Origin of the sequence: Azospirillum ramasamyi, from assembly GCF_003233655.1 — a bacterium.
Lineage (GTDB): Bacteria > Pseudomonadota > Alphaproteobacteria > Azospirillales > Azospirillaceae > Azospirillum > Azospirillum ramasamyi.
Map to the genome: position 1 here is coordinate 1,853,761 of NZ_CP029829.1, position 13,378 is coordinate 1,867,138.

The window sequence follows — 13,378 nt, forward strand, 5'->3', positions numbered from 1 at the left end:
TTGCTTTGCAGGGGCGGCGGCTTTAGTGTCCGGCGCGAACTCCTCCCCCTCACGACGCCGGATTTTGACCGCCCCATGAAGGCCGCCATCGTCGTTTTCCCCGGCTCCAACCGCGAACGCGACGCCGTCGCCGCGCTGGAGGCCGTCAGCGGAACCAAGCCGCAACTGGTCTGGCACCGCGACACCGAACTGCCCAAGGTCGACCTGATCGTCGTGCCCGGCGGCTTCTCCTATGGCGATTACCTGCGCTCCGGCGCCATGGCGGCGCATTCGCCGATCATGCGCGAGGTGAAGGCGCGGGCCGATCAGGGCGTCCGGGTGCTCGGCGTCTGCAACGGCTTCCAGATCATCACCGAAGCCGGGCTGCTGCCCGGCGCGCTGATGCGCAACGGCGGTCTGAAGTTCGTCTGCCGCGTCCAGCATCTGCGGGTGGAGAACACCGACAGCCCCTTCACGAAGAAATACGCGAAGGGCCAGATCGTCCGCTTCCCCGTGGCCCATGGCGACGGCAATTACTGGACCGACGCCGAGACGGTGAAGCGGCTGGACGGCGAAGGCCAGGTCGCCTTCCGCTATGTCGGCGACGAGGCCAGGAGCGACCCGCGCGGCAACCCGAACGGCTCGGTGTCCGACATCGCCGGCATCTTCAACGCCAAGCGCACCGTGCTGGGCCTGATGCCGCACCCCGAGGACGCGGTGGAGGCCCTGCACGGCAACACCGACGGCAAGCCCATGTTCGAAGGTCTGGTGGAGGCCCTGTCGTGAGCGCTGAAGCTACCAAGGCGCAGGAGCGTCCGGTCACCGTCGAGCTCGCCAAGGAGTTCGGCCTGTCCGCCGAGGAATACCGCAACGCCCTGGATATCCTGGGCCGTACCCCGACCTTCACCGAGCTGGGCATCATCTCGGTCATGTGGTCGGAGCACTGCTCCTACAAGTCGTCCAAGGTCTGGCTGAAGACCCTGCCGACCACCGGCCCGCAGGTGATCTGCGGCCCCGGCGAGAATGCCGGCGTGGTCGACATCGGCGACGGCGACGCCGTGATCTTCAAGATGGAGAGCCACAACCACCCGTCCTACATCGAGCCCTACCAGGGCGCGGCGACGGGCGTGGGCGGCATCCTGCGCGACGTGTTCACCATGGGCGCGCGCCCCATCGCCAACATGAACGCGCTGCGCTTCGGCTCGCCGGACCATCCCAAGACCCGCCATCTGGTGTCGGGCGTGGTTTCCGGCATCGGCGGCTACGGCAACTGCGTCGGCGTGCCGACCGTGGGCGGGGAGACCAACTTCCATCCGGCCTACAACGGCAACATCCTGGTCAACGCGATGACCGTGGGCGTCGCCAAGACCGACAAGATCTTCTATTCGGCCGCCGCCGGCATCGGCAACCCGGTCGTCTATGTCGGTTCCAAGACCGGCCGCGACGGCATCCACGGCGCCACCATGGCGTCGGCCGAGTTCACCGAGGATTCGGAGGAGAAGCGCCCGACCGTGCAGGTTGGCGATCCCTTCACCGAGAAGCTGCTGATCGAAGCCTGCCTGGAGTTGATGGAGACGGACGCCATCGTCGCCATCCAGGACATGGGCGCCGCCGGTCTGACCTCTTCCTCGGTCGAGATGGCCGGCAAGGGCGGCCTGGGCATCGAGTTGACGCTCGACACCCTGCCGATGCGCGAAGAGGCGATGACGCCCTATGAGATCATGCTCTCCGAAAGCCAGGAGCGCATGCTGATCATCCTGAAGCCCGGCCGCGAGGAGGTGGCGAAGGCCATCTTCGACAAGTGGGAGCTGGACTTCGCCGTCATCGGCCATCTGACCGATACCGGCAACCTCGTCATCAAGATGTATGGCGAAACCTGGTGCGACATGCCGATCGCCCCGGTGTCCAATGCCGCCCCGGAATACAACCGCCCGTGGGAGCCCACGCCGAAGGCGTCCGATGTCGACGACAGCGTGCTGGCCGGCTATTCGGCCGATCTCGGCGACACCCTGACCAAGCTGTTCGGCTGCCCCGACCTCGCCTCCAAGCGCTGGATCTGGGAGCAGTATGACAGCCTCGTCGGCGGCGACACCCGCTTCATGTCGGGTCAGGCCGACGCCGCGGTCGTCCGCGTGCCGGGCCAGACCAAGGCGGTCGCCATCACCACCGACTGCACCCCGCGCTACTGCCTGGCCGATCCGGTCGAAGGCGGCAAGCAGGCGGTGGCCGAGGCTTGGCGCAACCTGTCGGCGGTCGGCGCCCTGCCGCTGGCCATCACCGACAACATGAACTTCGGCAATCCCGAGAAGCCGCGGATCATGGGCCAGTTCGTCGGCGCCGTTCAGGGCATCGGCGAGGCCTGCAAGGCGCTGGACTTCCCGGTCGTGTCGGGCAACGTCTCGCTCTACAACGAGACGAACGGCGAGGCGATCCTGCCGACCCCGGCCATCGGCGGCGTCGGCATCATGCCCGATGCGATGATCGCGGTCGGCATCGCCTTCCGAGCCGAGGGCGACGTGATCCTCGCCGTGGGTGAGGCGACCAGCCCGAATGGGGGCCACATCGGCCAGTCGATCTTCCTGCGCGAGATCCTCGGCCGCGAGGAAGGGGCTCCCCCGCCGGTCGATCTGGCGGTGGAGCGCCGCAACGGCGACTTCGTCCGCCGCCTGATCCACGAGGGTCTGGTGGTGTCGAGCCACGACGTGTCCGACGGCGGCCTGATCGTCGCCATCGCCGAGATGGCGCTGGCCGGCGGCGTCGGGGCCTATCTGACCGCCTTCGACGGTGCCGGACCGCGCGTGCTGTTCGGCGAGGACCAGGGCCGCTACGTCCTGGCCGTCCGTCCGGACGTCGCCGCGACGGTGCAGGAGAAGGCCAAGGCGGCCGGCGTCCCGGTCACCGTGCTGGGCGAAACCCGCGGCACGGCGCTGTCGGGCCGCGGCGGCGATATCGTGTCGCTGAAGCGCCTGCGCGAGGCCAACGAAAGCTGGCTGCCGGATTACATGGCCGCCGAGCTGTAAGAACGGAAAAGGGGCTGCTTCGCATGAAGCAGCCCCTTTCGATTCATATGCTGTTTAAACTCGTGGACGTCCCCTTCCCACCGTTTCCGGCGGGGCGCCCCTCACTCCGCCGGATTGGTCGCGGCCAGCGCCCGGCGGCGGACCCACAGAATGCTCTTGATGGTGATCCACAGGGCGCCGATGGCCAGAGCGGACAGCACCAGGATCTTCGGCCCATCCTCGCCGATGGCGGCGGCGGCTTCACCGAACAGGTAACCCGCACCGGCGAAGCTCCAGGCCCAGATGCCGGCGGCGATGAAGTTCCAGAACAGGAAGCGGGACCACGGCATGCGCGAGGTGCCGATGGCGACCGATGCGATGTTCCGCACGCCGTAGAGGAAGCGGAAGACCAGGATGAACGCTACACCATATTTCTCGAGCCAGCGCAGCACCCGGCCGGCATGCACCTCGGCCGACGGGAAGCGTGCGAGCGCCTTGGTGCCCCAGCGGCGGCCGAGCCAGAACCAGAGCTGATCGCCCAGGAAGCTGCCGATCCAGACGGTGCCGACCAACCAATACAGATTGATGATCCCGAGTTTTGCCCCCATCCCGCCGAAGATTACAAATGTTTCACCTTCAAAAAAGGCCCAGACAAAGGCCAGCGGGTAAAAGGCATTCCCCCATTCCTGCAACCAAGTGATCCAGTCCAAAGCCCCCTCCGGGAGACGTCGCTTGTGGGTTCGGCGAGCCCGATGGCGTCTGACTGCCACTATATTGTGCGATGCGGCAGATAAAACACGGGCTGAGGCCGATCATGACATAAAAGCCCGCCGTTTGTCTCGGAAACTTTCCAGGCTAGGGAGCGGCCCTAAGAAGGTCATACCACCGGTTAGAAATCCTCACCCGACAGTTCCCCCACTGCCTGCCTTGCGGCGCGCAGCAAGGCAGGGTTCGGCTCCATCGGGATGTCGCCGTCCTCCCCGTCCGGATCACTGCGGTCGGGAGCGGCGCGGCGCTTCAATTCCCGCGCCGCCTCGATCAGCAGATGCGCCAGCCGCTGGTCGGGCAAAGCCTGCACCAGCGCCCGCAGTTCCGGGTTGGACAGCGCGGCCGGGTCGAAGGCCGGCGGCGGAGGCGGAGGGGCTGGAGGGGCGAGCGGCAGCGTCGCGACGCCGGCCGCCAACGCCGCGGCGCTGGGCAGGGGGGCAGCCTCCCGCACCATGTCAACCGCCACCTGGGCGGCCATCGTCGCCGCGCCACCCGCCGCCCGCTGCCGGCGCGGCTTGCGCGTCGGTTCCGTCTCCGGCAGGTCGTCGAACAGAAGCCGTTGGACGCTCATCGCTGCAGATGCCCCCTGCACTCCACCATCGGCGCGGCGCCATCGTCGCCGCAGCCGTTTTCGTTCACTCGCAGTTTGCGATGTGTTCTCTTTTCATTCTAGGAAGAGCGCCCCGTTTGTCGAGCGGATTCTGTGGGGCGCCCGATCAGCGCAGCGCCTCCAAGGCCTCCAGGAAGCGTTCGGGCCGCAGAACCCTCGTCTCTCCGGCCCGGCGCACCGACAGGAGCTGGCGGTCGACGGTCACCAGCCAGGGCACCGACCCGCCGATTGCGGCGGCCAGGAACATGTCGTCCTCCGGGTCGCGGCACAGGCGCCCGACCGCCGCCGGCTCCACCAGAACGGTCTCCGCCCGGATGCGGTCGAGGAATGCACGGCGACCGGCAGCGGTGGCGTAGCGGTCGAAGGCCGGGCGCATCAGCACCTCCTCCAGCTCCGCCAGCGTTTCACCGCTTCCGGTCAGACCGCCATCCTCACGCACCCGTTCCACGCAGCGGCGGATCGCGTCCTGCCGCCGGATGGCGGCATCGCCCATCAGCGCATAGGCCACCAGGATGTTGGTGTCGAGCACGGCACGGACCGGAGTGCGGACCCGGCTGAGGTTCGGCGGGCGACCCGGCACCGGCTCTGTGTTATCCTGGGCGAACATCGATATACCGGAAGTCTGCAAAGGTTAAAGAACTCAACCGCCCAACGAGGCCCCGTCGTTGTGGGGCGGAGCGGTTTGAGGTAAGAAATCCGCAAAACATGAACGGACTCTTTAGAACGGATTCATCGGCATGACCAGCATCCTCGTCGTCGACGACAGCCGATTGGCTCGCAACATGGTTTCCAGCGTTATCGCTTCGCTGCGGCCCGACTGGACCATCGTCACGGCGGCGAGCGGCGAGGAGGCCCTGGAGATCGTCGGAGAGGTGCCGCCGGCCGCCGCCATCGTCGACTACAACATGCCGGGCATGGACGGTCTGGCCCTCGCCGAGCATCTGAAGGAGCGCTTCGCCGGCCTCACGATCGGCCTGCTGACCGCCAACGTCCAGGACGCCCTGCGCCGCAAGGCCGAGGCTCTGGGCGTCCGTTTCATCGCCAAGCCGATCACCTCGGACAAGATCCGCGACTTCCTCGCCGCGGCCGGGCAGTGACGCCGATGGCAGAGCCCGTATCGGGGAATCCCCTGCGCCTGGACGACGACGAGGCCGACGCCATCGCCGAACTGTTCAACATCGGCATGGGCGAACCGGCCGCCGCCCTCAGCTCCATGCTGGGGGAGGAGGTGCTTCTGTCGGTGCCGTCCTTCGCCGTATCGACCCGCGCCAGCATCACCCGGGAGGTCAGCGGCGACCTGGAGGGCGACCAGCCGGTCTGCGCCGTCCGCGGCGCCTTCACCGGTCCGTTCACAGGGGAAGCGATGCTGATCTTTCCCGAACGCGGCACGCTGGCCCTCGTCGGCCGGCTGATCCCCGTCGATCCTGCCGCCGAGGCGCCGGGTGAGATGGAACAGGACGCGCTGACCGAGATCGGCAACATCATCCTGAACGGCTGCCTCGCCAGCCTGTCGAACCTGATCGGCGGCGAATTGTCGGGGGCGGTTCCGGGTTATGGCGCCGGTGCCCCGGCTGCGGTTATCGGCTCCGCCACCGATCCCGTGCTGTTCGTGCGCATCGACATGGCGCTGGCGGCGGGCGATGCGCGCGGGCATGCGCTGTTCCTGCTGGACATCGCCTCGCTAGACGCCTTCCGCGAGGCCATCCGCCGGGCCTTGGCGGGGCTTTAACGGAAAAGGGGGCGGCGGCACAGCGCCACCTCCCCCATTCCGCCCATCGCCGGGTGTCGTTCGTGTCCGTGGATCAGGCCGGTTCGCGCCGGCCGGCGGCGGCGCCCAGCGCCGGAACCTTCACCGCGAGGGCGCCGTCACCCAGAAGCGACTGCACGACCAGCAGGACCGTCCAGAAGGCCGGAAACTCCCAGCCGCCGCCCTGCGCGCTGAACACCCAGCCATTGCCGACATGCTGCAGCGTGGCGCCGATCATGACAGGCAGCAGGGCCAGCGCGATCCAGCGGGTATAGACACCGGCGATCAGCAGAAGCCCGCCGCCGATCTCGGCCAGGATCACGAGATAGGCGAAGAGGCCGGGATAACCGATGCTCTCGAAATAGCCGACGGTGCCGGGGATGGTGAAGGTCATCACCTTCAGCACCAAGCCATGGGCCAGGAACAGCAGGCCGAGGCCGACGCGCAGCAGGAAGGCGGCATAGGGAGCGGTGCGATTGTCGATCATGGTCGGGCTCTCTTCTTTCAGGCGGTCGGTAGCGGCCGCGTTGCGTCTGAAGAAGAGATTAGCCGGATCGGTCCGCGCGATAATCCGCGGATTTCCCGAAGGTTTGTTGTGTCGATAGGGACAATCTGAAGAGCGCCCTCTCCTGCCTTGGGAGAGGGCCTCCCCTTAACTCACCCCCGCTTCCAGGTGGTGCCCTGCGGACCGTCTTCCAGAACGATGCCCTTGTCGGCCAGCTCCTTGCGGATGCGGTCGGCCTCCGCGAAGTTCTTCGCGGCGCGGGCCGCCTTGCGGTCGGCGATCAGCTGCTCGACATCGGCGTCGCTCAGCCCCTCGGCCCCACCGGCCGGCGCCCAGCGGAACCACGCCTCCGGGCCCTGCTGCAGCAGGCCGAGCTGCCGACCGGCCGCCAGCAGCGCGCCCTTGGCGGCGGCCTTCTCGGCATCGCTCTTCGCCTTGTTCACCGCGGTCGCCAGCTCGTGCAGATGCGCGATGGCGAGCGGGCTGTTCAGGTCGTCCTCCAGCGCCGCCAGCACCTCGAAGGGCAGCTCCGCCGCAATCGGCGCCGGCTCGCCGCGCAGGGCCTGATACCAACGGTCGAGCGCGCCTTTGGCCTGCCGGATGCCCTCGCGGGTGAAGTCCAGCGGCTGGCGGTAATGCGCGCTCAGCAGGGTCAGGCGGATCGCCTCGCCGGGGAATTCGTCCAGCAGGTCGTGGACGGTGAAGAAGTTGCCGAGGGACTTCGACATCTTCTCGCCTTCGACCGTCACGAAGCCGTTGTGGACCCAGGTGCGGGCCAGCCGGTCGGTGCCGTTGGCGCAGCAGCTCTGCGCGATCTCGTTCTCATGGTGCGGGAAGATCAGGTCCAGCCCGCCGCCATGGATGTCGAAGGTGGCACCCAGATGCTCCTTCGCCATGGCGGAGCATTCGATGTGCCAGCCCGGACGGCCGCGGCCCCACGGACTGTCCCAGCCGGGCTGGTCCGGCGTGCTGGGCTTCCACAGGACGAAGTCCGAGGCGTCGCGCTTGTAGGGCGCCACCTCCACCCGCGCGCCGGCGATCATGTCCTCCAGCGAGCGGCGGGACAGCTGGCCATAGCTGGGCATCGACGGCACGGAGAACAGCACATGCCCTTCCGCGGCATAGGCGTTGCCGCGTTCGATCAGCGTGGCGATCAGCGCGATCATCTGGCCGATATGCTGGGTCGCCCGCGGTTCGATGGTCGGGCGGAGCGCGTTCAGCGCATCCATGTCGGCATGGAACAGGTCGGTGGTGCGCGCGGTCAGCGCGTCGATCGGCTCGCCGCTGTCCCGCGCGCGGTCGATGATCTTGTCGTCCACATCGGTGATGTTGCGGACATAGGTCACCGCCGGATAGAGCTGCGACAGCAGCCGGAACAGCAGGTCGAACACCACCACCGGCCGGGCGTTGCCGATATGGGCGGTGTCGTAGACGGTCGGACCACAGACATACATGCCGACATGGTCCGGGCGAAGCGGCTCGAAGCGCTCCTTACGGCGGGTCAGCGTGTTGTAGAGGTCCAACGGCACGGTCCGAACTCCCGAAAAAAGAGGGATGTCTGTATGAAGAGTGGCTTCAGGCGGTTTCGCCGGCCAGTCGCCGGAGGCTGCGCGCCCGTCCGATCAGGGGTAGCAGGTTCTTCAATTCCGGTCCATGGTCGCGCCCGGTCAGCGCCCGGCGCAGAGGAAGGAACAGTTCCTTGCCCTTTCGCCCCGTCGCCCCCTTCACCGCATTGGTCCAGGCGCCCCAGGTGCCGAGATCCCACGGCTCTTCCGGCAGCAGCGCCGCCGCCTGGGCCAGGAAGCCGGCATCCTCGACCAGCGGGGTCACCGGCGCATGGGTCACCGCCCACCAGTCCCGCGCGTCATTCAGCCGCGACAGATTGGGCCGCACCGCGTCCCAGAAGGCGGCGTCGGCGCCGGTCAGGCCAAGCGCCTCCAGCCGGTCGGCCACCGCGTCGAACGGCGTCAGGTGCAGGATGCGGGCGTTCAGCCGGCCCAGTTCCTCCGGATCGAATTTCGGCGTGCCCCGGGCGATCTTCGACAGGTCGAACTCCGCCACCAGTTCGTCCAGCGTCAGCCGCGCCTCGATCGGGTCGGAGGTGCCGAGCTTCGCCAGCAGGCTGTTGACCGCCATCGGCTCGATGCCGTCCTCGTCGCGCAGGCTGCCGACCGACAGGCTGCCCAGCCGCTTCGACAGCCCCTGCCCGCCGGCATCGGTCAGCAGCGGCAGATGGGCGAAGGACGGGACCGCGGCATTCAATGCCTCGAAAATCTGGATCTGCACCGCGGTGTTGGCGACGTGGTCCTCGCCCCGGATGATGTGGGTGATGGCGAAGTCGGCGTCGTCCACCACGCTGGTGAGGGTGTAGAGCGGCCGGCCATCCTCGCGGATCAGCACCGGATCGCTCAGCGCCGTGCCCTCGAACCGCACCGGCCCGCGGACGAGATCGGTCCATTCCACCGGAGTCGGGTTCAGCTTGAAGCGCCAATGGGCCTTGCGCCCCTCCCCTTCCAGCCGGGCGCGGTCCTCGTCGGTCAGGCGCAGGGCGGCGCGGTCGTAGATCGGCGGGCGGCCCTGCGACACCAGGCTGGCGCGCTTGAGGCTCAACTCCTCCGGCGTTTCGTAGCAGGGATAGAGCCGGCCGGCCGCCTTCAGCGCGGATGCCGCCTCGTCATAGCGCGGATAGCGGTCACTTTCGCGGGCGAAACGATCCCAGGTGAGGCCGAGCCAGGTCAGGTCGGCGGCGATGCCATCGGCGAACTCCTGGGTGGAGCGCTCCTCGTCGGTGTCGTCCAGGCGGAACATGAAACTTCCGCCGGTCTTGCGCGCGAACAGCCAGTTGACGAGCGCGAGGCGCACATTGCCGACATGGATGCGGCCGGTCGGGCTGGGGGCGAAACGGACGGCGGTGGACATGGCTGGACTCGATCTGCAGACGGGACAGGCAGTCCTAGCACGGCCGGCGCATCTTCCGAAAGCTGTCCGGAACCGATGCATTCGCGCAACAGATGGAGTGATGCGGCCGTTGGCATGGTAGGCGCGGCCGTCCGCCTGCGTTAGCTTGGCGGCAAATCCAAACTCGGAGACATCCTATGGCGGACAAGAGCTTGCGCATCGGCGTCGTGCTGTCGGGTTGCGGCGTGTATGACGGCGCGGAGATCCACGAAGCGGTCTGCACCCTGCTGGCCATCGCCAAAGCCGGCGCGGTCGCGGTGTGCTATGCCCCCGACATCCAGCAGGCCCATGTCGTCAACCACCTGACCGGCCAGGAGACCGGCGAGAGCCGCAACGTGCTGGTCGAATCGGCGCGCATCGCCCGCGGCAAGATCACCCCGCTCAGCGAGTTCTCGGCCGGCGACGTCGATGCGCTGATTTTCCCCGGCGGTTTCGGCGCCGCCAAGAATCTCAGCGATTTCGCCTTCAAGGGGGCGGACTGCTCGGTCAACCCGCAGGTGGTGGCCGCCGTCGCCGCCATGCGCGCGGCCGGCAAGCCGATCGGCGCGCTGTGCATCGCGCCGGCCATTCTCGCCAAGATCCTGGGCCAGCAGGGGGTGGAGCTGACCATCGGCAACGATCCTGGCACCGCCACCGCGCTGGAATCGATGGGCGCGGTCCACCGCAACACCGGCCATGGCGAGATCGTGGTCGATCGGGGGCTGAAGGTCGTCACCTCGCCCTGCTACATGCTGGACGCCAATCTGGTCCAGATCGCCGAAGGGGCGGAGAATACCGTCAAGGCTCTGGTCGATTTGGTGAAGTGAAAAAGAGTGGCGATGAAAAAGGGGGTAGAGATACCTCCTTTTTCATCCGAGATATCACAAAGCTGAGCAATAATTCATTAACCGCCTTCCCACACCCTTTCCCTCGGTTTTGTTTTTTTATCGGCGAGGGGTGGCGATGACCTGCATTGTTGGATTGGTGGACGGCGATCGGGTGTGGATGGGCGGCGACAGCGCCGGGGTGAACGGCCTGGATATCACCGTGCGCGCCGACACCAAGGTGTTCCGCAACGGCGATTGCCTGATCGGCTTCACCAGTTCCTTCCGCATGGGCCAGCTGCTGCATTACCGGCTGGAGATTCCGTCGCGCGACGGCGACACCGATCTCTTCCGCTACATGGTGGTGGATTTCGTCGATGCCGTCCGCAATTGCCTGAAGGACGGAGGATACGCCCACCGCTCCAACGACGTCGAGACCGGCGGCACCTTCATGGTGGGGCTGGAAGGCCGGCTGTTCACCGTGCAGTCCGATTATCAGGTCGGCGAGGCGGTGCGCGGCTATCACGCCATCGGCTGCGGCTCCGATTATGCGCTGGGTTCGCTCGCCTCCACCGCCGGCCAGCCGCCGGAAGAACGCGTGCTGAAGGCCCTGGAATGCGCCGAGCTGTTCAACGGCGGCGTCCGCGCGCCCTTCACCGTCCAATCCATCCTGCGCCGTCCGCAGATGGTCCTCACCGAGGCCGCGTAACCTTCGACCAAAGACGAAAGCAACGGCCAGGCTGGGCTCTGGTCACCCAAAGCATCCTGAGGTATGTACCGATGTCCTGCTGCACTGCGGGACAGGGGATAACCACAATAACTTTGGGTATTAGAGATGACGGACCAAGCGGTCACCGCCGATGCTTACTTCGGTGAAGACGAGAACCCGGCCGGGTTGCTGACCAACTGGGGCAACTCCCCTTATCTGGTCTTCCCCGCCATGCTGCTGATTTTCATCATGCCGCTGGCGATCATCTTCCATCCGACCTGGATCGTGCTGCCCGCCGTGCTGTGGGCCTTCGGCATGCTCGCCACGATCATCAAGCTGACCCGCGGCTGACGCCCGCCCCGGCGCCGGGAAAGGGGAAGTGCAAGAGGAAGGGGGAACCGCTCACCCCCTTCCTGTCTCGATCCGCTCAAACCAGATCCATGGCCCCTCCACCGGCGGGAAGGCGCCGCAGCCGCGCGACGGCCTGACGCGAAACGCGCGGTGCCGGGGACGCCCGGCGGCGGTCCGCTTCCGCCCGAACCACCATCCGCCAGACCGACTCCACCATCTCGGCCGCATGTCCGCGCCCAACGAGTTCGGCCGGCGAAAGGCCGTTGTCGAGCAGGCCGGACAGCAGATCGTCCAGCGCCTCCACCGGTGGCAATCCGGCCGGAGTCGCGGTCTTCAGCCGGCGCGCCAGCACCCGTTCCGGAACCACCCGCCCGGCCGGGCCGCGCGATCCCGCCGGCTGGTTGACATTGCGCCAGCGCGCCAGTTCCAGCACCTCGGTCTTCGGCAGGTCGCCCAGCACGGCATAGCCGCAGCCCGCCTCCTCGGGCACGAGGCCGAGCAGCCGGTCGGTGCGGTCGGCGGTCGACAGAAGCAACGCCCCCATCCGCTCCGCCAGTGCCGCCAGGGTGGCGGAACGCAGGCGGGCATGCAGCCGGCCCGCCGCCCCGACCGATTCGCGTCCGGCAAAGGCGGGCGCCAGCAGCGAGTCGGCAGCCTTCAGCACCGGGCCCAGCGCCACATTGTCCAGGCGGCACCCCAGCAGTTCCACGATTTCGGCCGCATCGTCCAGGCTGTCCGCCAGCGCATCGATCTCGCTGCCGGGCAGCGGAGCCCGGACGGCCAGCACCCGCTCCGGCCCCAGCGCGTCGACGGCGATGGCCGCGGTCAGCGCCGAGTCCAACCCGCCGGTCAGGCCGACCACCGCGCCCGGAGCGCCGCCTTTGGCCACCGCGTCGCGCAGACCCAGCGTCAGCGCACTGTAGAGCGCCTCCGTCCCTTCGACCGGCGCAATCATTTCGGCTTCGGAACTGCCCCAGGAATCATCGTCGCCACGTTCCCAGCGGGATAACAGCAGATGCTCGGCGAACAGGGGGGCCTGGGCGACCAGCCGGCCGCCGGCTGCGAGGGCGAAGCTGCCGCCGTCGAACACCCGCTCGTCCTCGCCGCCGACCGCGTTCACCGCGACCAGGGGCAGGCCGCACTCCACCACCCGAGCGACGGCGGCTTGCACCCGCTCGTCGGCCCGGCCGGGGGCGAAGGGGCTGGCCAGCAGCGCGATCAGCATTTCGGCGCCGCTTTCGGCCAGCGTTTCCGTCACGTCGGCGCTCGTCAGGTCGCCGCCGACCAGCAGGCCGACACGCACACCGCGGACATTCATCGGCCCCGGCATCGGACCGGCATCGAAACGACCATCCTCCGGCGCGCCGATCTCTCCACCGCCCATTTCGGCCTGGAAACGAACCGCCGCGATCTTGCCCGCGTCGAGCAGCAGGGCCGCATTGTGCTGCTTGGCGCCGTCACGCCAGGGGGCACCGACCAGCAAGGCCGGTCCTCCATCGGCGGTATCCGCCGCCAGCGCCCGGGCCGTCGCCTCCACGGCGTCGAGGAAGGCAGGCTGGGCGATCAGGTCCAGCAAAGGAACGCCGGACAGCGCGCCGGCCGGACAGACGACCAGATCGGCGCCGCGGGCGGCGGCCTCCGCCCGGGCGGCGCGGAGGAGGTCGGCATTCGCGGCGAGATTGCCGGCGGCCGGATCGGCCTGGGCGAGTGCGATGGAAAGTCGGTCGGTCATGATGGCTGGTTCCCTTCTTGCGGGTCCTTTTGCCCGCAGGGTAGCAGCGCCCCCGGCCGGGCGAAAGCCGCCGCTCTTCACCGGTCGTCACGCAGACGGAACAAGTGGCGGAACGCTTAGATATAGAAGTTCCGAAGACTTCGACCATTCGTAAGGAAACGAAGTTATCTCAAATCTTCAAAGAAATATCCGAAATTAACGACTGGTAAAGATTACA

The 13,378-nt window shown here is 67.6% G+C and carries 14 protein-coding genes; 7 read left to right on the top strand and 7 right to left on the bottom strand.

The window, feature by feature from the left end; translation table 11 throughout:
- Positions 1-75 precede the first annotated feature (75 nt).
- Both purQ and purL read left to right on the top strand, forming a co-directional pair.
- Positions 76-765 (top strand): phosphoribosylformylglycinamidine synthase subunit PurQ, encoded by a 690-nt coding sequence (gene purQ, locus DM194_RS08640; protein WP_111066943.1) that lies wholly within the window; start codon positions 76-78, stop codon positions 763-765.
- Positions 762-2,999: a phosphoribosylformylglycinamidine synthase subunit PurL gene (gene purL / locus DM194_RS08645; RefSeq protein WP_111066944.1), complete on the top strand. Its 2,238-nt coding sequence runs from the start codon at positions 762-764 to the stop codon at positions 2,997-2,999. Before purQ ends, purL begins: the two co-directional genes overlap by 4 nt.
- A 101-nt stretch (positions 3,000-3,100) precedes the next feature.
- On the opposite strand, the gene DM194_RS08650 is transcribed toward purL, so the two are convergent.
- From DM194_RS08650 to DM194_RS08660, 3 genes are all read right to left on the bottom strand, one after another.
- On the bottom strand, positions 3,101-3,586 hold the full coding sequence (locus DM194_RS08650; protein ID WP_246024152.1) for a DedA family protein: 486 nt from the start codon (positions 3,584-3,586) through the stop codon (positions 3,101-3,103).
- 281 nt (positions 3,587-3,867) lie between these two features.
- On the bottom strand, positions 3,868-4,317 hold the full coding sequence (locus DM194_RS08655) for a hypothetical protein (RefSeq protein WP_111066946.1): 450 nt from the start codon (positions 4,315-4,317) through the stop codon (positions 3,868-3,870).
- A gap of 145 nt (positions 4,318-4,462) precedes the next feature.
- Positions 4,463-4,936, bottom strand: a complete 474-nt coding sequence (locus DM194_RS08660) for a putative toxin-antitoxin system toxin component, PIN family (RefSeq protein ID WP_246024153.1) — start codon at positions 4,934-4,936, stop codon at positions 4,463-4,465.
- A gap of 157 nt (positions 4,937-5,093) precedes the next feature.
- Here DM194_RS08660 and DM194_RS08665 point away from each other — a divergent pair, with 157 nt between their 5' ends.
- The gene (locus tag DM194_RS08665; RefSeq protein WP_111066948.1) at positions 5,094-5,453 is read left to right on the top strand and encodes a response regulator; all 360 of its coding nucleotides are present in this window, start codon (positions 5,094-5,096) and stop codon (positions 5,451-5,453) included.
- A gap of 5 nt (positions 5,454-5,458) precedes the next feature.
- Positions 5,459-6,085 (top strand): chemotaxis protein, encoded by a 627-nt coding sequence (locus DM194_RS08670; RefSeq protein WP_111067856.1) that lies wholly within the window; start codon positions 5,459-5,461, stop codon positions 6,083-6,085.
- A gap of 73 nt (positions 6,086-6,158) precedes the next feature.
- Here DM194_RS08670 and DM194_RS08675 read toward each other — a convergent pair whose 3' ends face one another.
- The 3 genes from DM194_RS08675 to gltX form a co-directional block, all read right to left on the bottom strand.
- Positions 6,159-6,590, bottom strand: a complete 432-nt coding sequence (locus DM194_RS08675; RefSeq protein ID WP_111066949.1) for a DoxX family protein — start codon at positions 6,588-6,590, stop codon at positions 6,159-6,161.
- Positions 6,591-6,760: 170 nt separating this feature from the next.
- Positions 6,761-8,137 (bottom strand): cysteine--tRNA ligase, encoded by a 1,377-nt coding sequence (gene cysS, locus DM194_RS08680; RefSeq protein WP_111066950.1) that lies wholly within the window; start codon positions 8,135-8,137, stop codon positions 6,761-6,763.
- Between the two features lie 46 nt (positions 8,138-8,183).
- Positions 8,184-9,527, bottom strand: a complete 1,344-nt coding sequence (gltX, locus tag DM194_RS08685; RefSeq protein WP_111066951.1) for a glutamate--tRNA ligase — start codon at positions 9,525-9,527, stop codon at positions 8,184-8,186.
- Positions 9,528-9,703: 176 nt separating this feature from the next.
- On the opposite strand from gltX, the gene elbB reads away from it, so the two are divergent.
- From elbB to DM194_RS08700, 3 genes are all read left to right on the top strand, one after another.
- Complete coding sequence (elbB, locus tag DM194_RS08690) at positions 9,704-10,372, top strand: isoprenoid biosynthesis glyoxalase ElbB (protein ID WP_111066952.1); 669 nt, start codon at positions 9,704-9,706, stop codon at positions 10,370-10,372.
- Positions 10,373-10,508: 136 nt separating this feature from the next.
- A complete protein-coding gene (locus DM194_RS08695; protein WP_111066953.1) occupies positions 10,509-11,078 on the top strand; it encodes a hypothetical protein in 570 nt (189 codons plus the stop codon).
- A gap of 126 nt (positions 11,079-11,204) precedes the next feature.
- On the top strand, positions 11,205-11,429 hold the full coding sequence (locus DM194_RS08700; RefSeq protein ID WP_111066954.1) for a hypothetical protein: 225 nt from the start codon (positions 11,205-11,207) through the stop codon (positions 11,427-11,429).
- A 76-nt stretch (positions 11,430-11,505) separates the two neighbouring features.
- Here the strand turns inward: DM194_RS08700 and nadE are convergent, their stop codons facing one another.
- Positions 11,506-13,161 (bottom strand): NAD(+) synthase, encoded by a 1,656-nt coding sequence (nadE, locus tag DM194_RS08705; RefSeq protein ID WP_111066955.1) that lies wholly within the window; start codon positions 13,159-13,161, stop codon positions 11,506-11,508.
- Between the last annotated feature and the right edge of the window lie 217 nt (positions 13,162-13,378).

What these genes read in the sequence shown, in the direction of transcription:
- purQ (WP_111066943.1), top strand. Translation starts at nt 76, where the DNA reads ATGAAGGCCGCCATCGTCGTTTTCCCCGGCTCCAACCGCGAACGCGAC.
- DM194_RS08650 (WP_246024152.1), bottom strand. Translation starts at nt 3,586, where the DNA reads ATGGGGGCAAAACTCGGGATCATCAATCTGTATTGGTTGGTCGGCACC.
- DM194_RS08655 (WP_111066946.1), bottom strand. Translation starts at nt 4,317, where the DNA reads ATGAGCGTCCAACGGCTTCTGTTCGACGACCTGCCGGAGACGGAACCG.
- DM194_RS08665 (WP_111066948.1), top strand. Translation starts at nt 5,094, where the DNA reads ATGACCAGCATCCTCGTCGTCGACGACAGCCGATTGGCTCGCAACATG.
- DM194_RS08670 (WP_111067856.1), top strand. Translation starts at nt 5,459, where the DNA reads ATGGCAGAGCCCGTATCGGGGAATCCCCTGCGCCTGGACGACGACGAG.
- DM194_RS08675 (WP_111066949.1), bottom strand. Translation starts at nt 6,590, where the DNA reads ATGATCGACAATCGCACCGCTCCCTATGCCGCCTTCCTGCTGCGCGTC.
- gltX (WP_111066951.1), bottom strand. Translation starts at nt 9,527, where the DNA reads ATGTCCACCGCCGTCCGTTTCGCCCCCAGCCCGACCGGCCGCATCCAT.
- elbB (WP_111066952.1), top strand. Translation starts at nt 9,704, where the DNA reads ATGGCGGACAAGAGCTTGCGCATCGGCGTCGTGCTGTCGGGTTGCGGC.
- DM194_RS08695 (WP_111066953.1), top strand. Translation starts at nt 10,509, where the DNA reads ATGACCTGCATTGTTGGATTGGTGGACGGCGATCGGGTGTGGATGGGC.
- DM194_RS08700 (WP_111066954.1), top strand. Translation starts at nt 11,205, where the DNA reads ATGACGGACCAAGCGGTCACCGCCGATGCTTACTTCGGTGAAGACGAG.
- nadE (WP_111066955.1), bottom strand. Translation starts at nt 13,161, where the DNA reads ATGACCGACCGACTTTCCATCGCACTCGCCCAGGCCGATCCGGCCGCC.